This is a genomic window from Streptantibioticus ferralitis (assembly GCF_029223525.1).
Classification (GTDB): domain Bacteria; phylum Actinomycetota; class Actinomycetes; order Streptomycetales; family Streptomycetaceae; genus Streptantibioticus_A; species Streptantibioticus_A ferralitis.
On the sequence record NZ_JARHTQ010000019.1, the window covers coordinates 64,436 to 82,042 of the forward strand.

Annotated in this window: 15 protein-coding genes, 2 tRNA genes and 1 pseudogene; 4 read left to right on the forward strand and 14 right to left on the reverse strand. The window is 68.0% G+C overall.

Features of this window, described 5'->3' with window-relative positions:
- The 3 genes from P2L57_RS25575 to P2L57_RS25585 are packed head-to-tail and all read right to left on the reverse strand — an operon-like array spanning position 1 to position 3,815.
- The gene (locus P2L57_RS25575) at positions 1 to 1,788 is read right to left on the reverse strand and encodes an FAD/NAD(P)-binding protein (protein ID WP_303656692.1); all 1,788 of its coding nucleotides are present in this window, start codon (positions 1,786 to 1,788) and stop codon (positions 1 to 3) included.
- A gap of 1 nt (position 1,789) precedes the next feature.
- Entirely contained in the window at positions 1,790 to 3,070 is a 1,281-nt protein-coding gene (locus P2L57_RS25580; RefSeq protein ID WP_275818419.1) for a pyridoxal phosphate-dependent aminotransferase, read from the reverse strand.
- A gap of 34 nt (positions 3,071 to 3,104) precedes the next feature.
- Complete coding sequence (locus tag P2L57_RS25585) at positions 3,105 to 3,815, reverse strand: iron-containing redox enzyme family protein (RefSeq protein WP_275818420.1); 711 nt, start codon at positions 3,813 to 3,815, stop codon at positions 3,105 to 3,107.
- Positions 3,816 to 4,531: 716 nt separating this feature from the next.
- Between P2L57_RS25585 and P2L57_RS40885 the strand changes: the two genes are divergently transcribed.
- Entirely contained in the window at positions 4,532 to 4,924 is a 393-nt protein-coding gene (locus tag P2L57_RS40885) for a transposase (protein WP_372515912.1), read from the forward strand.
- On the opposite strand, the pseudogene P2L57_RS41180 reads toward P2L57_RS40885, so the two are convergent.
- Positions 4,847 to 5,011: pseudogene (locus P2L57_RS41180) on the reverse strand (ISL3 family transposase); the annotation flags it as partial. The gene P2L57_RS40885 and the pseudogene P2L57_RS41180 overlap by 78 nt on opposite strands.
- A 17-nt stretch (positions 5,012 to 5,028) precedes the next feature.
- Here P2L57_RS41180 and P2L57_RS25595 point away from each other — a divergent pair.
- Entirely contained in the window at positions 5,029 to 5,211 is a 183-nt protein-coding gene (locus P2L57_RS25595) for a hypothetical protein (protein WP_275818514.1), read from the forward strand.
- Between the two features lie 345 nt (positions 5,212 to 5,556).
- On the opposite strand, the gene P2L57_RS25600 is transcribed toward P2L57_RS25595, so the two are convergent.
- Positions 5,557 to 5,629: transfer RNA gene (locus P2L57_RS25600), tRNA-Ala, on the reverse strand.
- 139 nt (positions 5,630 to 5,768) lie between these two features.
- Between P2L57_RS25600 and P2L57_RS25605 the strand changes: the two genes are divergently transcribed.
- Entirely contained in the window at positions 5,769 to 6,320 is a 552-nt protein-coding gene (locus tag P2L57_RS25605) for a helix-turn-helix domain-containing protein (RefSeq protein WP_275818421.1), read from the forward strand.
- Between the two features lie 25 nt (positions 6,321 to 6,345).
- Positions 6,346 to 7,518 carry a serine/threonine-protein kinase gene (locus tag P2L57_RS25610; protein ID WP_275818422.1) on the forward strand — a complete coding sequence of 391 codons (1,173 nt, stop codon included), beginning with the start codon at positions 6,346 to 6,348 and terminating at the stop codon, positions 7,516 to 7,518.
- Between the two features lie 6 nt (positions 7,519 to 7,524).
- Here the strand turns inward: P2L57_RS25610 and P2L57_RS25615 are convergent, their stop codons facing one another.
- The 9 genes from P2L57_RS25615 to gnd form a co-directional block, all read right to left on the reverse strand.
- On the reverse strand, positions 7,525 to 8,766 hold the full coding sequence (locus P2L57_RS25615; RefSeq protein WP_275818423.1) for a hypothetical protein: 1,242 nt from the start codon (positions 8,764 to 8,766) through the stop codon (positions 7,525 to 7,527).
- A 126-nt stretch (positions 8,767 to 8,892) separates the two neighbouring features.
- The gene (locus tag P2L57_RS25620) at positions 8,893 to 9,033 is read right to left on the reverse strand and encodes a DLW-39 family protein (RefSeq protein WP_255926153.1); all 141 of its coding nucleotides are present in this window, start codon (positions 9,031 to 9,033) and stop codon (positions 8,893 to 8,895) included.
- Positions 9,034 to 9,191: 158 nt separating this feature from the next.
- A tRNA-Ile gene (locus P2L57_RS25625) sits at positions 9,192 to 9,268 on the reverse strand.
- 61 nt (positions 9,269 to 9,329) lie between these two features.
- A complete protein-coding gene (locus P2L57_RS25630) occupies positions 9,330 to 9,953 on the reverse strand; it encodes a DUF3566 domain-containing protein (RefSeq protein WP_275818424.1) in 624 nt (207 codons plus the stop codon).
- A gap of 3 nt (positions 9,954 to 9,956) precedes the next feature.
- A complete protein-coding gene (gene gyrA / locus P2L57_RS25635) occupies positions 9,957 to 12,575 on the reverse strand; it encodes a DNA gyrase subunit A (RefSeq protein WP_275818425.1) in 2,619 nt (872 codons plus the stop codon).
- A 49-nt stretch (positions 12,576 to 12,624) separates the two neighbouring features.
- On the reverse strand, positions 12,625 to 14,658 hold the full coding sequence (gene gyrB / locus P2L57_RS25640; RefSeq protein ID WP_275818426.1) for a DNA topoisomerase (ATP-hydrolyzing) subunit B: 2,034 nt from the start codon (positions 14,656 to 14,658) through the stop codon (positions 12,625 to 12,627).
- Between the two features lie 282 nt (positions 14,659 to 14,940).
- Entirely contained in the window at positions 14,941 to 15,465 is a 525-nt protein-coding gene (locus P2L57_RS25645; RefSeq protein WP_275818427.1) for a DciA family protein, read from the reverse strand.
- Positions 15,462 to 16,604 carry a DNA replication/repair protein RecF gene (gene recF, locus P2L57_RS25650; RefSeq protein ID WP_275818428.1) on the reverse strand — a complete coding sequence of 381 codons (1,143 nt, stop codon included), beginning with the start codon at positions 16,602 to 16,604 and terminating at the stop codon, positions 15,462 to 15,464. Before recF ends, P2L57_RS25645 begins: the two co-directional genes overlap by 4 nt.
- A gap of 58 nt (positions 16,605 to 16,662) precedes the next feature.
- Positions 16,663 to 17,544: a phosphogluconate dehydrogenase (NAD(+)-dependent, decarboxylating) gene (gene gnd, locus P2L57_RS25655; protein ID WP_275818429.1), complete on the reverse strand. Its 882-nt coding sequence runs from the start codon at positions 17,542 to 17,544 to the stop codon at positions 16,663 to 16,665.
- Positions 17,545 to 17,607 lie beyond the last annotated feature (63 nt).

The following is a 17,607-nucleotide window of genomic DNA, read 5'->3' on the forward strand; positions in this document are numbered from 1 at the left end:
TCATCCCCCTATCTCGTTACTGACCAACCCAGGATTGTCCGCGGCGGATTCCGATCCGGCCGCCGCCGCGGCCTCAAGCCATTCGTCGGCGACCCACTCGGCCGCCTTGACGAACGCACCAGCGTAATTGTGTTCGTTCTGCCAGAACCTGACGGGCGAGCCGTAGGCGGCCAGATGCGGCGACGGAACACAGACGTCGCCCATCCGCTTCATCACCCGATACCCGCCGCGGGCGTCGAGCGCGATGCCGCCCGTCACATATCCCCCTTCCTCGTGCGGGACGATCTCGCCTCGCCGCAGAAGGTTCTGCACAAATGGTGACGGGTGGCGTTCCATTCCGAAGTCCTGCGACGTGGCACGGACCATGCCGTCTGCCCGCAGGGTCGACCGCCCACCGTCGTCGGACCTGTAGGTGATCAGGAAATCACCGTCGTCCCCCACTTCTGGCCGCGGCGCATCATAGCCCTGCCGCACGGTCGTCAGTATTCCGGCGTCCATGAGAGCGAGGAGCTTTTCCGCATTCGCAGCCGGCATCGGTACGGCCGTTCGAATGAAGTGGGTGTCGAGCAGGCGGTCGTACACGGATTTGTCACCCGGTTCAAGCTGGTTGTAGAAGCGCATCCTTCGCGCCTTCAGGAGAACCGTGTAGACGGGGTTTCCGGTGTACGAGTCCCGGAGATCGCTTGCGAGCTTTTCCCCGGCTGAGCGATAGCGGGGGTTCTTGACGTCGTTCCACCCCACCGCTCCTCCGGTCGCACGAAGCAGATCCTTGTCCAGGAGCTCCAGAATCCGTTCGACCTTCAAAGACCCCTGGTGATCGCGCCGGATCGCGGCGAGGCTCTCCTCCGTGAGGTGGTGCAGCTCGTAGTCCGCGAGCGGACCCCGAACGGGAGAAAAGAACCCGGAGCGCGATCCGGCGACAACGTGCAACGGCTCTTCACCTGTGCGCGTCGCCGGCTGGTACGACGCCACGTGACCATCGTGTGTGTATGTGAACTCACCGTCGCTGCACAGGGTCATGATGGCATCGATGCCGCTCGGACCCATTCCCTGAACGAACACACAGGGCCGCTCGCCACGCGTGCCCCGCGACCGGATCCAGTCGGCGACAGCGGCTTTCAACGCGACGGGTGGATACGGCGACGCGATGTACCCACCGTGTCCCGAAAGCCCGTCAGCCGCTGCCGCCTGCCAGTGTCCGGTGCTCAGCAGCACGCGGTCGAACCCGTCCAGGATGAACTCGCGGTCGGTATCGAGTTCACGAAGGGAGACGGAGAAGCCCTCTTTCGTCGCGCAGCCGTCGACGGCCTCATGACGCGTGTACTGCTGAACCTCGATGCCGTGTGCGCGGGCCCTCGCGACGGCCTCCTGGAAGCGTTGTCCGAGGTACATGCCGAACAGCGCGCGCGGATAGAACTCACCGTTGTCGGGCCGCCACTCACCGAGCTCGATCCCGGGGTGGGTCTCAAGGACCACCTCCGGATGATCTCTGATGAGCCACGGTTTGCTCTCGACCATCCAGTCGACGAAGTCATTGCCATGGATTCCCATGGTGCTCGCCTCGTTGTTGCACCGGTGCGCGAGCTGGACGTTGTCCTGTGCGTACGGATAGCCCGGCCCGTTCACCGGCCCCTGCTCCACCGTGGTGATCGCGATGGCCGAGGGCGGGAGTGAGGGCAGTCGGTCGGGATCGGTCAGCCGCTGAACCAGATGCCACAGGGCGCACGTGCCCGCGAAGCCGGTACCGACGATGCAGTATTTGACGGTTCCCGTCGTGATGGGATTCAGGTCAGGACTCCAAGCCGGTGAGGGCGCGCCTGATACGTGCGACGGCTACGCTCAGGAGCGATCTCGTCCGGCCGCAGTTGATCCGCACGAAATGATCCAGCGGCTCGCCCTCCGCGAAATGACTACCGCAGATCGTGGCGACCCTTGCTTCGGCCAGCAGGAACTGATCGGCCGTAGCGTAGCCGTGCTTCTGGTAGGCGTCGGCGTACCTCGACAGGTCGGCGAACAGGAAGTAGCCCCCCTGGGGCGGGATGATCTGCAGCGAGGGGATCGCATCGAGCTCTCGCAGCACGACCTCAAGGTTGGTGCGCGCGTCCCGCGCCCTGGAGGTCGCCACCGCATCCATCTCCGGCTGCAGCGCGACGTTGGTCGCGATCTGTCCGTAGGTGGACGCGAACGACGTGATGTTGACCTGCGCACGCGCGGCCGCGTCCACGATGTCCGCCGGACCGCACAGATAGCCGATCCGATCGCCGTGCATGCCGTACGTCTTGCCCGGTCCGGTCACCGCCACTGTCCACGGCCGCATCGAGCAGTGGCTGCCGTCGGCGAGCTGGACGTCGATGGCGGCGAACGTCTTGGCGCGGGCCCCCAGGATGTGGGCCTCGTAGGGAGTGTCGAACAGGACGTAGATCGGGCTCTCGCCGCGGGACTCGCGCCGCACGTTGTGTTGGGCCACAACGTGGGCCAGCGCCGACAACTCCTCGGTGGAGTAGACCTTGCCCGTCGGGTTGATGCAGTCACCAAGGACGACGATCTTGGTTCGCTCCGAGATCGCTTCCTCGAGAGCCGGCGCTGTCAAACCATCGCGCGCTGTGACCAGGACGGTCTTCGGGATGGCTTCGTGCAGCCGCACCATGTCCGCATAGTGCGGCCAGTTGGGGACGGGGATCACGACCTCGTCGCCCGGGTCCAGCAACGCATGGAAGGTCACCGAAATGGAACCCTTCACCCCGCCCGGGGTGACCATGACTTCAGTGTCCGGATCGTACTCGATTCCGTGTAGCCGAGTGACGCGCGCCGCAATGGATTCGCGCAGGAACGGAAATCCCCTGACCGGCGCGAACGCATGAACCGTGCCGGACTGCGTCTGAATGAACTCGACTACGCCTCGGTCGATCCGGGGGTCGGTCGGCGTGTCCAGCGCACCAATGCTGAGGTCGACGATCTGGTCGCCCTCGGCGAGTTCGCGATTGAGCGTGACAAGCTTCGCCGCGGTCCCGTGAGTTGCCGACTCCGGAATGCTCAGGACGGCATTCGAAATGCCACGAGTTTTCTGCACAGTCGTACGAGCTCCCTCTCTCCGGTTACAGAATTCAGCTCGTGACGGCCTTGTACATGGCGTTCCACATCTCCAGCTGTATGTTCAGGGTCTCTGTCGCGCCATGGGCGATCTCAGCCACGTCCGCCTCGGTACGGCAGTTGTTCAGGACGCACTTCCTCGCATCGGCGGCATGGCGTTCCTCGACGCCCTCCTGGCCGACGTGGACGTTGAAGTAGATCTCCACGTTGTCGACGAACTCGGACTTGGGCAGCTCGTTGTTGCTGTTGCGGAACGCCGTACGGCACACTTGCAGCATTTTGTCGGCGTGGGACTCCAGGGCCATCGCGACGCCCAGCATGCGGTGGTAGTTGGCGCCGATCAGCTCCCGGGTGCGCTCCCGGTAGGCCAGCGTCTCGGGGATGACCAGGCTGCTGTTGCGCGCCTCCTTCACGAGCAGCGGCGGGAGGCCGAACTCGACCTGGCCGTGCCGGTTGTGGGCGTTCTCCATCAGTACCTCGTGGCAGGCGGCAGCCTGGCCGTTCCCGGCTTCCTCGTTGAGGATGTAGGAGAACAGGACCAGCGTGTCACGGTCATCGTTGGCGGCCGCCTGGGCGCACACGTAAGCGATGCCCTTGACCGTGCCCTCGGTCCGCTGGAAGAAGTTCGCCCGGTGGAAGTCGTAGGTCTGGCTGTTCCACGGCGTCTTTTCGAGGAGCTTGAAGTAGTCGTTGTCGTAGACGACGTGTCGCTCGAGCTCGTCCATGAGCGCGGTGACCTTGTCGTGAATTGCGGTTGCAGTGCTTGCCGTCATATTGTTTCCCATTTCACGCAGGTTTGAAGCGTGGCCAAAAATTGCAGGGATTGACGCACGATCCACTGGATTAGTCTTCTACCGACGCCGTCGACCGGGTGCGACCACCATCAGCTGCTGCCGTGGTGACGGGCATTCTGACGGAATGCCATGAAGAGCCGAGGTGCGGCTCAGTCAAAACCAAAGGAATGCATGTGCCTCTTCCTCGGCGAAGGCAGACAGATCCCTGCAGGAAATCCGGTCTTCCGAAAGAGAAGCCACAATGTCCCCGGTGCTTTGGCTTGATCCACTGTGCTGCAAGGGCCGTTACAGGGCCAGTCGCAGATCGGCCAACGGAGCCCTCTCCAGGTTGGCCGGTTTTCGGGCTTGCGGTTGGCCGTGGCCGCGGCATGCCGGTGGACGTGGGCAAGCGGAAGCCGTACCCGAGCGACCTGCCGGATGAAGCATGGGAGCTTATACGGCCTGGGGGTTGATCTGGGAGGCACGGCATTCGTCGGCCGACGGGAACGAAGCTGGGCACGAGGCGCGGGAGATCTTCAACTCGACCTGCGATTCGGCCCGGACCGGCTGCCAGTGCGGTATCCGACCCCCTTTTCCCGCCACACCCGCCATGTAATAGTCAGTGCTTTTGCCTTGTGGTACGTGCTGCCTTGCCCGTTTGCGCAGCCATGGCTTCACTTCACCGAAAACCTCCACGACCTGCGGCGCCGGCGAGATCGGGAGAGCCAGGGACGGTGGATGGACCCCAACGCGGTCGTCGTCGATGCCGGCCGGGTGCATGCCTCGCGAGTGGTCGCAGAACGTCGATCCAGCAGAGGGCTGAGCGGCTGCCGGATGGCGACATGCGGTCCTTGCAGCAGTTCGTGAACCAACCGCCGTGCGTCCACACCGCGGTGTTGCGGGCGGTGGTCGCCAAGACAGTGCCTGTGGTCGATGCCGCGGTGTGGGTGATCGACGACGTGTCGTTCCCCAAGGCGCCGTGCGTAGACGTGGCCTTTGCGCAGGGCGAAGTCGTCCACGCCAAGGACGCGGGGCGTGGACGGTGGCGGATCGGGCAGTGAACGGATCAGCCGGAGCAGGGTGGAGCGGCTTGCGGCGGCTTCGAAGACCGCAGCCAACTGGGCGCCAGCCCGGCCCGCCAGCATGAGCGTTGCCACGGGCGAGCGTGCTCACAGGATCGGCGACGCGTCGGGAGCTGATCTCCGGGTCTGACCGGATGCCGCTGGTGTCGCCGTTCAGCTCGGGTGCGGTGGAGGAACAGGTGAACCGGATCAAGATGTTGAAGCGGCAGATGTTCGGCCGGGCCGGTATCGACCTCCTGCGCAAGCGTGCCCTCCTGGCCGGGTGACCCGGGCCGCTTTCAGTATGGACAGTGACCGTTCGTCAGCCCAGCACCAAAAGTGATCGGCCAGCGACTGTGCCCCGCCGCCACCGCGTCCTGCTGCCGCCACGCGCGATCGCGCCCTACCACCCGATCCGTACGGTCACAGCCGCCACACACAGCGAACCGGACCAGGCCTCTCCTCGCGCGCGACCGGGGGAATGCCAGGGGAACAGCAGGGGAGCACCAATCACGCAGGACCCTTGAAACCCAAGGGCTCTCCCCCTCGCTCCCCCGCCCCATGTGCGCACCGTGTGCGCACCAAAATGCCCTCCAAACCACGTTTCCGAAGTTCAGAGGGCATTTACCGCGTGGAGCCTAGGGGAGTCGAACCCCTGACATCTGCCATGCAAAGACAGCGCTCTACCAACTGAGCTAAGGCCCCTCGGCGTGCGGCGGAGCACGCCGCAGACCAGGGTACCGGGTGATCGGGGGAATCATGTACACGGTTTTGACCGGAGCGGGGGTGGGCCGGGCTCCGTAGGATGGTTTTGCTGTATTCGCAGCCGCAAACAGGAGCTGGGATGGACACCTCGCCGCCGCAGGACGCCGCCGTGCGGGCCCAGGAGCAGCAACGTGAGTGGTACGGGGAACCGCTGGGGGATCTGTTCCGGCGGCTGATCGGGGACCTCGGGCTGAACCAGGCGCGGCTCGCCTCGGTCCTCGGGCTGTCCGCGCCCATGCTGTCGCAGTTGATGAGCGGGCAGCGGGCGAAGATCGGCAATCCGGCGGTGGTGCAGCGGTTGCAGCTGCTGCGGGAGCTGTCCGCGCAGGTGGCGGACGGTGTGGTGACGGCCGCTGAGGCGGCCGTCCGGATGGAGGAGATCCGTGAGGCGGCCGGGTCCGCGCTGCTGGGCAGCACCACGCAGTCCACGGGCGGCCGGCCGGCGCCGTCGCCGCGCCGGGTGGTGCGGGAGATCCAGTCGTTGCTGCGCTCGCTCGGCTCCGCCGACGAGCTGCTCGGCGCGGCAGGCGCCCTCGCCGACAGCCATCCGCAACTGGCAGAGTTCCTTCGTGTGTACGGCGCGGGGCGCACGGACGACGCGGTGGCGCACTTCGAGGCGCATCAGGACTGAACACTAGGGCTGAGGGGCGCGCGGCATGGGTGAGGTTTTCGCGGGCCGCTACGAACTGGTCGACCCGATCGGGCGCGGCGGCGCGGGAGCGGTCTGGCGGGCCTGGGATCTGCGGCGGCGCAGATACGTGGCGGCCAAGGTGCTCCAGCAGGGCGACGCGCACTCGCTGCTGCGCTTCGTCCGGGAGCAGGCACTGCGGATCGACCATCCGCATGTGCTGGCCCCCGCCAGCTGGGCGGCCGACGACGAAAAGGTGCTGTTCACCATGGACCTGGTGCGCGGCGGGTCGTTCGCGCACCTGGTCGGGGACTACGGGCCGCTGCCGCCACGGTATGTGTGCGTGCTGCTCGACCAACTGCTGGCCGGGCTGACCGCGGTGCACGCGGAGGGCGTGGTGCACCGGGACATCAAGCCCGCCAACGTCCTGTTGGAGGCGACCGGAACGGGTCGGCCGCATGTGCGGCTCTCCGACTTCGGCATCGCGATGCGCAAGGGCGAGCCACGGCTCACCGACACCAACTACGTGGTGGGTACTCCGGGTTACTTCGCTCCCGAGCAACTGATGGGCGCCGAGCCGGACTTCCCCGCGGATCTCTACGCGGTGGGCCTGGTCGCCCTCTATCTGCTCACCGGGCGCAAGCCGGATTCCCAGGCGCTGGTCGAGCGGTTCTTGGAGTACGGCGTTCCGAACGCCCCGCAGGGCGTTCCGGAGCCGCTGTGGCAGGTCATCGCCACGCTGCTGAACCCGAACCCGGAGGCCAGGTTCCGTACCGCCACGGGTGCGCGCAAGGCGTTGGCGTCGGCCGTGGAGCTGCTGCCCGAGCCGGACATCGACGACGAACCCATCGAGGTCTTCGACCAACTCGGGCCGCTGCCCGAGGGCTTCGGCCCGGACGGTCCGATCCGGGCCGCCCCACGAATCGTCGAGACCGAGGAGTTCCCCGAGAGCGGCGGCTTCCGGCTGCCCGCACCGCAGGCCCGGGTCCGTACCGCGAGCGGAGCCGTCCCGCGGCAGCCCGCGGCCTCGGCGGCCGGGCCGCTCGCCGGGGCCACCCGGCCGTACACCTCGGTGCCGGTGGCCGACGAACCGGCACCGGTCCGCAGGGCCCCCGGCCCCAGGGCCAGGGTCGTGGTGCCGGTGCTGGTGGTCGCGGTGCTCTGCTTCGCGGTGGGCATCTGGGCGCTCACCGCGGCGTAGCGGACGTCACCTTCTGCGGGCCCGTAGCGCCCACACGGCGAGACCGGCCACCAGCAGGGTGCCCGTCCCCAGTCCGCCGTAGCCGACGGCGAGCAGCATGCGGTTCGGGGCACCGGCGCCGTCGCCGCCCGCCGCCGCGCTCGCGGTGACTCCGAATCCGGCCTTGGCGGCGTCTCCCGAGTACCGGGGGCCGGGCTGCCGGGTGCCGGTCACGGCGAGCCGCAGGGTGACGTCCACGCCGCCGGTGGTGTACCGCGCGACATCAGGGTGCAGGCTCAGCTGCACGTAGTACCAGCCTGCCACCGGCGCGGAGTTGATCCTGACATCCGCGGACTCCCGGTTGAGATAGTCCACCGTGGGCGTCTGGGCGGTAACCGCAGCCTGGGCGCCGCTGTACGAGGCATCGGCGCCGCTCACATGTCCGCGCGCCGGGTTGTACATCACGAGGCGGACCCCACTGGCGGAGAAGCCGCTGCCGGACTTGTCGGCGTTGGCGAACTCGGCGGTGCTGGTGAGCCGTTGGCCCCAGTCGACCGGCACCCGGTAGAAGTGCGTTTCACCGGGCGCCAGATGGTCCTGGTACACCCCGGTCCCGGGCAGCCGGGCGCCGCCGCCGTCCATGTCCGGGTCGCCCACCACCGGCCTGGGCGAGCCGCTGACCTCCGGGGGTTTTGCCGTTTCATAGCTCTGGACGGGCCCGGAGCCCACCCCGCTCACCGGGGGCTCGGACATATACCGGATGTCCAGCGGCCAGTCCTCGGTGCTGGACGCGGTCGCGCTGACGCGCTGGACGGACAGCAGGTAGTCACCGGCCTGCTGGCAGGTGGCGTCCAGCTTGATGGTGCGCAGTACCGCGCCGCCCACCGGTTGCATCGCGCCGTCCGCGCCGAACTGCGCGTCGTACGCGTCGCACTCGGTCCCGTCCCTGCCGAGTAACTTCAGGCTGACGCCGTCCAGGAAGCCGACCCTGCTGCCGTGCGGGGGCAGCGCGAAGACCGACAGATAGGCGGAGGACAGGGCGTCCAGCCGTACGGCGTAGTACTTGGTGCCGCCCTTGGCGAGGGTGTCCCGGTAGGTGTGTCCGGCCGTCAACTGCGGTGCGGTGCTGCTCTTCGCCGTTCCGGCGATCCGTTCACCGTGTGGCACCCAGGCCGTACCGGACGTGTCCGCCACCGCGCTCGCGCCCGGCAGCACAAGGGCCACCGACACCGCGAGCGCCGCCAGGATGCCTAGCCGGTCCCTTGCCACGCCCCACCCCTCGATCTTTGCTTACGCGAAGATATTGATGTGCGTATGCGAATTCAATAGTGAGTTCAATAGCGAAGCCCCGACCGCGAGGCGGTCGGGGCCCGGCTGAGACTACGACTACGGGGCTCAGGCGCTCGTGCCGGAACCTGCCGGTACGGAGTCGGTCGCCTCCGTCCACAGGTCCTGCTCGGCGCGGTCCGCCTGGATCTGGCGGTACACGAGGAGCCCGCCGATGGCGGCCAGTGCGACCAGGAGAAACTTCTTCACCGCGCGACCTCGTCCTTCTTACGTTGGGAGTCCTCCGATGGGCCCGATGATACACACCGGTTGATATAGAACGGTGACCTAGGCTCGACTCGGTCAACTCCCGTCAGCGACAAGCCGAAGGGGCCGGCCACTCGATTGAGTGGCCGGCCCCTTCGCGCTGGTGGGGCTAACAGGACTTGAACCTGTGGCCTCTTCCTTATCAGGGAAGCGCTCTAACCGTCTGAGCTATAGCCCCGCGCTGCACCGAAAGATTAGCGCACAGGTGGCGCTGTCCCAAAATCGATAGCGGAGGGCGGTTACTCGTCCTCGGCGAGGGTGAGCTCCACACCGCCGACGAAGCCCGCCGTCAGGTTGTAGAGGAACGAGCCCAGCGTGGCCAGCGCCGTCATCAGCACCACGTCGATCACCGCGATGACCGAAGTGAACGCGACGACATGCGAGAGCGACAGGAAGGACTGCAGGTCGAAGCCGTGCTGCTGGCCCGAGCCGGTCGCCTCGCTGATCGTGCCGCCGACCGTGGAGAAGACGCCCAGCGCGTCCAGCACCATCCACAGCACGGACACCGCGACGATCGTGCAGACGCCGAGCGCGATGGAGAACAGGAAGCTGACCTTCATCACCGACCAGGGGTCGGCCTTGGAGACCCGCAGCCGGGCGCTGCGGGTGCGCGGCGTAGCCCGGACGGCCGCCGGGCGCGGCTTGCGCACACCGCCCTGTACGGGCAGTCCGGCGACGCCCTGCGGCGGCTGGTAGGCCTGCGGCGGGTGGTGCGGCTGGGCCGGGTGCGCCCGGCCCGCCTGCGTCCCCGTGCCGTCCGCGGCGGAGCCACGGGCACCGCCTACCGGGGCGGCCTCGGTGGCGGCTCCCGGCCGTCCGTCCGCCCCTGCGCCGCCCGCGGCAGCGCCCGTGGCTCCACTCACGGTTTACTCCTCCGGCTCGTTGACCGTGGACTCGGTGCCCACGGCACTCTCGGCTGCCTGGGCGTCGACCTCATCGACCTCATCGGCTTCCTCGCCCGCCTCGGCGTTGCGGGCGATGCCGACCACGGCGTCCCGCTTGCCCAGGTTGATCAGTTGGACGCCCATGGTGTCACGGCCCGTCTCCCTGACCCCGCTGACCCGCGTACGGATCACACCGCCACCGAGCGTGATGGCGAGGATCTCATCGGTCTCCTCGACCACCAGCGCGCCGACCAGCGAGCCCCGGTCCTCCACGATCTTGGCGGCCTTGATGCCGAGGCCGCCACGGCCCTGGACCCGGTACTCGTCCACCGGGGTGCGCTTGGCGTACCCACCGTCGGTGGCGGTGAAGACGAACGTACCCGCCCGCACCACATTCATCGAGAGCAGTTCGTCACCTTCACGGAAACTCATGCCCTTCACACCGGAGGTGGCCCGGCCCATGGGCCGCAGCGCGTCGTCGGTGGCGGTGAACCGGATGGACTGCGCCTTGCGGCTGATCAGCAGCAGATCGTCCTCCGGACCCACCAGCTCGGCGCCGATCAGCTCGTCCTCGCGGCCGTCCGCCATCTCGCGGAGGTTGATCGCGATGACGCCGCCGGAGCGCGGCGAGTCGTAGTCCTTCAGCGGGGTCTTCTTCACCAGACCCGACTTGGTGGCCAGCACCAGGTAGGGCGCCGCCTCGTAGTTGCGGATCGCCATGACCTGGGCGATGTGCTCGTCCGGCTGGAACGCCAGCAGGTTGGCCACGTGCTGGCCGCGCGCGTCACGTCCGGCGTCCGGCAGCTCGTACGCCTTGGCCCGGTAGACCCGGCCCTTGTTGGTGAAGAACAGCAGCCAGTGGTGGGTGGTGGTGACGAAGAAGTGGTCGACGATGTCGTCCTGCTTCAGCTGGGTACCCCGCACGCCCTTGCCGCCGCGCTTCTGCGAGCGGTAGTGCTCGGTCTTGGTGCGCTTGACGTAGCCGCCACGGGTGATCGTGACGACGATGTCCTCCTCGGCGATCAGGTCCTCGATGGACATGTCGCCGTCGAACGGCACCAGCTTGCTGCGGCGGTCGTCGCCGAACTTCTCCACCAGCGCGGTCAGCTCCTCGCTGATGATGCCGCGCTGCCGCTCGGGGGAGACCAGGATCGCGTTGTACTCGTTGATCTTCGCCTGCAGGTCGTCGTGCTCGGCGACGATCTTCTGGCGCTCCAGGGCGGCCAGCCGGCGCAGCTGCATCTCCAGGATCGCGTTGGCCTGGATCTCGTCGATCTCCAGCAGGCCCATCAGGCCCTCACGCGCGATCTCGACCGTGTCGCTGCGCCGGATCAGCGCGATGACCTCGTCGATCGCGTCCAGCGCCTTGAGCAGACCGCGCAGGATGTGCGCCCGCTCCTCGGCCTTGCGCAGCCGGAACTTGGTGCGCCGGACGATGACCTCGATCTGGTGCGTCACCCAGTGGCGGATGAACGCGTCCAGCGAGAGCGTGCGCGGCACCCCGTCCACCAGCGCCAGCATGTTGGCGCCGAAGTTGGTCTGCAGATCGGTGTGCTTGTAGAGGTTGTTGAGCACGACCTTGGCGACCGCGTCCCGCTTCAGCACGATGACCAGGCGCTGACCGGTACGCGACGAGGTCTCGTCGCGTACGTCGGCGATGCCGCCGATCTTGCCGTCCTTCACCAGGTCGGCGATCTTCTGCGCCAGGTTGTCCGGGTTGGTCTGGTACGGAAGCTCGGTGACCACCAGGCACTGGCGGTTCTGGATCTCCTCGACCTCGACCACCGCGCGCATGGTGATGGAGCCGCGCCCGGTGCGGTACGCCTCCTCGATGCCGCGGCGGCCGACGACCAGCGCGCCGGTCGGGAAGTCCGGACCCTTGATCCGCTCGATGAGGGCTTCGAGCAGCTCCTCGTTGGAGGCGTTCGGGTTGGCCAGGTACCACTGGGCGCCGTCGGCCACCTCGCGCAGGTTGTGCGGCGGGATGTTGGTGGCCATGCCGACCGCGATACCGGCGGAGCCGTTGATCAGCAGGTTCGGGAACCGGGACGGCAGGACCGTCGGCTCCTGGTTGCGGCCGTCGTAGTTGTCCTGGAAGTCGACGGTGTCCTCGTCGATGTCCCGGACCATCTCCATCGACAGCGGGGCCATCTTGCACTCGGTGTAGCGCATGGCGGCCGCGGGGTCGTTGCCCGGAGAGCCGAAGTTGCCGTTGGAGTCGACCAGCGGCATCCGCATCGCCCACGGCTGCGCGAGCCGCACCAGGGCGTCGTAGATCGAGGCGTCACCGTGCGGGTGGTACGTACCCATGACGTCACCGACGACACGGGCGCACTTGTAGAAGCCCTTCTCCGGCCGGTACCCGCCGTCGTACATCGCGTAGAGCACACGGCGGTGCACCGGCTTGAGGCCGTCGCGTACGTCGGGCAGGGCGCGGCTGACGATCACGCTCATCGCGTAGTCGAGATAGCTGCGCTGCATCTCCGTCTCAAGCCCGACGGGCTCGACGCGAAGCCCGACGCCTTCGACGGCGGCGGGTCCGCCCTCGGGCGTGACGGGGGTCGGGGAACCCTCAGGAGTGATGGGGGTCTCGTCGGCCATTGCTGGTCAAATCCTTTCGCGCTACAGGCAGTTCGGGGGCCGACTCGACTCAGATGTCGAGGAAGCGGACGTCCTTGGCGTTGCGCTGGATGAACGAGCGCCGCGCCTCGACGTCCTCGCCCATCAGCACCGAGAACAGGTCGTCCGCCTGGGCCGCGTCGTCCAGGGAGACCTGGCCGAGCACCCGGTGGTCCACGTCCATGGTGGTGACCCGCAGTTCCTCGGCGTTCATCTCACCGAGGCCCTTGAAGCGCTGTACGGAGTCGTCCTTGGTGCGCTTGCCCCGCTGCCGCCCGAGTTCGATCAGGGCGTCGCGCTCGCGGTCGGAGTAGGCGTACTCGAAGTCGTCCTTGCCCCACTTGATCTTGTAGAGCGGCGGACGGGAGAGGTACACATGCCCGGCCTCGACCAGCGGACGCATGAAGCGGAACAGGAAGGTCAGCAGCAGGGTGTTGATGTGCTGACCGTCGACATCGGCGTCCGCCATCAAGATGATCTTGTGGTAGCGGAGCCTGGAGATGTCGAAGTCCTCGTGCACACCCGTGCCGAAGGCCGAGATCAGCGCCTGGATCTCCTGGTTCTGCAGGATCTTGTCGATCCTGGCCTTCTCCACGTTGAGGATCTTGCCGCGGATCGGGAGGATCGCCTGGTACTCGGGGTTGCGGCCGGACTTGGCCGAGCCACCCGCGGAGTCACCCTCGACGATGAAGATCTCGCACTTCGCCGGGTCGTTGGACTGGCAGTCGCTGAGCTTGCCCGGCAGCGACGCGGTCTCCAGCAGGCCCTTGCGGCGGGTCAGGTCGCGCGCCTTGCGGGCGGCGACGCGGGCCGTCGCGGCCTGGATGGACTTGCGGATGATGTCCGCGGCCTCGTTCGGGTTGCGGTCCAACCAGTCGCTGAGGTGCTCGTTGACCACCTTCTGGACGAAGGTCTTGGCCTCGGTGTTGCCCAGCTTGGTCTTGGTCTGGCCCTCGAACTGCGGCTCGCCCAGCTTGACCGAGATGATCGCGGTCAGACCCTCGCGGATGTCCTCACCGCTGAGGTTGTCGTCCTTCTCACGCAGCAGCTTCTTGTCCCTGGCGTAACGGTTGACCAGGCCGGTCAGCGCGGCGCGGAAGCCCTCCTCGTGGGTACCGCCCTCGTGGGTGTGGATGGTGTTCGCGAAGGAGTAGACACCCTCGGTGTACTGGGTGTTCCACTGCATCGCGACCTCGAGGGAGAGCATCCGCTCCTTGTCCTCGGCCTCGATGTCGATCACCGAGGGGTGAACCACCTCGCCCTTGCGGGAGTTGAGGTACGTCACGAAGTCGACGATGCCGCCGTCGTAGTGGTACCGGACCGACAGCGGCTTGCCGTCCTCGTCCACGTGCTCGGCGCGCTCGTCGGTCAGCGAGATGCTCAGGCCCTTGTTGAGGAAGGCCATCTCCTGGAAGCGCCGGGAAAGCGTCTCGAAGGAGTACTCGGTGGTCTCGAAGATGTCCGGGTCCGCCCAGAACGTCACCGTGGTGCCGGTTTCCTCGGTGGCCTCGTTCTTGGCCAGCGGCGCGGTCGGCACACCCAGCTTGTAGTCCTGCGTCCAGCGGTAGCCGTCCGTCTTGACGTCGACCGACACCTTGGTCGACAGCGCGTTCACGACCGATACGCCCACGCCGTGCAGACCGCCGGAGACCGCGTAGCCGCCGCCGCCGAACTTGCCGCCCGCGTGCAGCACGGTGAGCACGACCTCGACGGCGGGCTTACCCTCCGAGGGGATGATGCCCACCGGGATACCGCGGCCGTTGTCCACCACGCGCACCCCGCCGTCCGGCAGGATCGTCACGTCGATGGTGTCGGCGTGCCCGGCCATCGCCTCGTCGACGGAATTGTCGACCACCTCTTGGACGAGGTGGTGAAGACCACGCTCGCCGGTGGAGCCGATGTACATACCGGGGCGCTTGCGGACCGCGTCGAGGCCTTCGAGGACGGTGATCGCGCTGGCGTCGTACGACGCGCCTCCCGGCGCCGCGTCGGAGCCCGCTGTGGATGTGTGGTTCTCGTTGGGGTTGCCGGAATCGGCCACGAAGCGCCCTTTCTGGCACAGCACGAGCCGACTCCGTGCGTGCAGGAGCGGCTGCGTCGTTCGACATGTTCCGCTGGGGTTCCCCCTGCCGGAGGCGAGGGGTGGGCGGTTGTCCCCCAGTCTACCGGTAGCGGTGACATAGATGGGGGTTTGGCGGTACCTGAGTTCGCATGTGCCGCCCGATGGGACCTTGCGCCGACTCCCCATACGCGGACCTGGGCTCTGAGACGCTCACAACGGCGCTCAGGGCTTCGGGGTGGTTACTTTGAGCACCGGCTCAGCGACGGGCGCCGAATGTGACACACCTCACCCATAGGTGTCCCCCGGACCCGTGCTGCCCGGGGCCCGCAGCCGCCCGTACGAACGGGCGGGACCGGACGGCCCCAGCACCTTGATCAACTTTACGGTGCCGTGGCCCAGGTCCGCATTGAGCCGGGCCACCAACTGCGGGGCGAGCAGTCTCAGTTGGGTCGCCCACGCCGTGGAGTCGCACCGTACGGTGAGGACCTTCTCCTCCTCGTCGTACCGCTGCGGCTCACAGTGCTTGGCCAGGTCCTCGCCGACGATCTGCGGCCAGCGGCCCATCACCCCGCCGACCGCGGCCGGGGCCTCCCAGCCGCGCTCGGTGATCAGCCGGCTGATCGCGGCGCCCAGCGGCAGCGGATCACGCCCGTCGGCGCGGGCCCCGCTGCGCAGGCCGCCGCGCCGCGCCTGCTGCTTCTGCTGGGCGGCGGCGCCCCGGGCGCGCGCCTGCTCCTTGGCGGCGCGCAGTGCGACCCGGGCCAGATCGACCCCGGACAGCTGCGGTTCCTCCGGCTGCTGCTCGGTCATCGCCGCTGCACCGTCCCCTCGGCCACCGTGAACCGCCCGCCCGCCAGCACACCGGGCACGTCGTCGTCGACCGCGGCCGTCACCAGCACCTGTTCACCGGGGGCGACCAGTTCGGCGAGGCGGTCGCGGCGGGTGGCGTCCAGTTCGGCGAAGACGTCGTCGAGGATCAGCACCGGCTCTCCGCCCGCGCCGCCCTCCGCGCGCAGCAGGTCGTACGAGGCCAGCCGTAGCGCCAGCGCGTACGACCAGGACTCGCCGTGGCTCGCGTACCCCTTCGCGGGCATTCGGCCCAGGGTCAGCAGCAGGTCGTCGCGGTGCGGTCCGACCAGCGTGACGCCGCGCTCGATCTCCTGCCCGCGCACCTCGGCGAGGGCGGCCAGCAGCACCTCGTACAGTTCCTCGCGGGTGGTGGCGCCCTGGTCCGCCTCGCCCGCCGAGCCCCGGTACTCGAAGCCGACCGGGCCGCCGCCGGGGGCCAGCCGCTCGTACGCCTTGTCGGCGAGCGGCTGCAGACTCGCGATGAGGTCCAGGCGCTGGGCGAGCAACTCGGCGCCGGAGCGCGCCAGATGCTGGTCCCACACGTCAAGCGTCGACAGGTCCGCCCCCGAACGTCCGCCGTGCCGGCGCGCCAGCGCGGCGGACTTCAGCAGGGTGTTGCGCTGCTTGAGCACCCGGTCGTAGTCCTGCCGTACGCCCGCCATCCGCGGGGAGCGTGCGGTGATCAACTCGTCGAGGAAGCGGCGGCGTTCGCCCGGGTCGCCCTTGACCAGGGCCAGGTCCTCGGGGGCGAACAGCACGGTGCGCACGATCCCCAGCACATCGCGTGGGCGGACCTGCGAGGAGCGGTTGATGCGGGCGCGGTTGGCCTTGCCCGGGTTGATCTCCAGTTCGACCAGCTGCTGGCGGTCACCGTGCACGACGGAGGCGCGGACCACGGCCCGGTCCGCGCCGAGCCGTACCAGCGGCGCGTCCGAGGCGACGCGGTGGCTGCCGAGCGTGGCGAGATAGCCGACCGCCTCGACCAAGTTGGTCTTGCCCTGGCCGTTGGGGCCCACAAAAGCCGTGACGCCCGGGTCGAGCGGGACCTCGACCCGGGCGTAGGAGCGGAAGTCGGCGAGCGAAAGGTGCGCTACGTACATCGCGTTGCTGTGGCGCGGATCGCGCCGGCCTCCCCTGCCCCTGCTGGACTGCTGTTGATCAGACGTTCGGCGTCTCGACCGCGTGGCCGCCGAACTGGTTGCGCAGCGCGGCGATCATCTTGATCTGCGGGGAGTCGTCCTGGCGCGACGCGAACCGGGCGAACAGCGACGCGGTGATCGCGGGCAGCGGCACCGCGTGGTTGATCGCCGCCTCGACCGTCCACCGGCCCTCGCCGGAGTCCTCCGCGTAGCCGCGCAGATTGTTCAGGTGCTCGTCCTGGTCCAGCGCGTTGACCGCGAGGTCGAGCAGCCAGGAACGGATGACGGTGCCCTCGCGCCAGGAGCGGAAGACCTCGCGGACGTCGGTGACCGAGTCCACGGCCTCCAGCAGCTCCCAGCCCTCGGCGTACGCCTGCATCATGGCGTACTCGATGCCGTTGTGGACCATCTTGGCGAAGTGGCCGGCGCCGACCTTGCCCGCGTGCACCGCGCCGAAGTCGCCCTCCGGCTTGAGCGCGTCGAGGATCGGCTGGACCTTGGCCACGTTCTCCGGGTCGCCGCCGTACATCAGCGCGTAGCCGTACTCCAGGCCCCAGATGCCACCGGAGACACCGCAGTCGACGAAGCCGATGCCGCGCTCGGCCAGCTCCTTCGCGTGCTTCTCGTCATCCGTCCAGCGCGAGTTGCCGCCGTCGACGACCACATCACCGGGGGACAGCAGGTCGGCCAGCTCGTCGATCGTCGCCTGGGTGGGCTCCCCTGCCGGGACCATCACCCATACGACGCGGGGGCCCTGCAGCTTGTCCACCAGAGCCTTGAGGCTGGGGACATCGGCGAGGTCCGGGTTGCGGTCGTAGCCGATGACGGTGTGGCCGGCGCGGCGGATGCGCTCGCGCATGTTGCCGCCCATCTTGCCGAGACCGATGAGACCGAGCTCCATCACAGATCCTTCGTTCAAAGCGTGCCTGACCTAGTCCCGAGCCTAGCCCCGGGCCCTGAACGC

What these genes read in the sequence shown, in the direction of transcription:
- P2L57_RS25585 (WP_275818420.1), bottom strand. Translation starts at nt 3,815, where the DNA reads ATGGACGAGCTCGAGCGACACGTCGTCTACGACAACGACTACTTCAAG.
- P2L57_RS40885 (WP_372515912.1), top strand. Translation starts at nt 4,532, where the DNA reads ATGGCTTCACTTCACCGAAAACCTCCACGACCTGCGGCGCCGGCGAGA.
- P2L57_RS25605 (WP_275818421.1), top strand. Translation starts at nt 5,769, where the DNA reads ATGGACACCTCGCCGCCGCAGGACGCCGCCGTGCGGGCCCAGGAGCAG.
- P2L57_RS25610 (WP_275818422.1), top strand. Translation starts at nt 6,346, where the DNA reads ATGGGTGAGGTTTTCGCGGGCCGCTACGAACTGGTCGACCCGATCGGG.
- gyrA (WP_275818425.1), bottom strand. Translation starts at nt 12,575, where the DNA reads ATGGCCGACGAGACCCCCATCACTCCTGAGGGTTCCCCGACCCCCGTC.
- P2L57_RS25645 (WP_275818427.1), bottom strand. Translation starts at nt 15,465, where the DNA reads ATGACCGAGCAGCAGCCGGAGGAACCGCAGCTGTCCGGGGTCGATCTG.
- recF (WP_275818428.1), bottom strand. Translation starts at nt 16,604, where the DNA reads ATGTACGTAGCGCACCTTTCGCTCGCCGACTTCCGCTCCTACGCCCGG.
- gnd (WP_275818429.1), bottom strand. Translation starts at nt 17,544, where the DNA reads ATGGAGCTCGGTCTCATCGGTCTCGGCAAGATGGGCGGCAACATGCGC.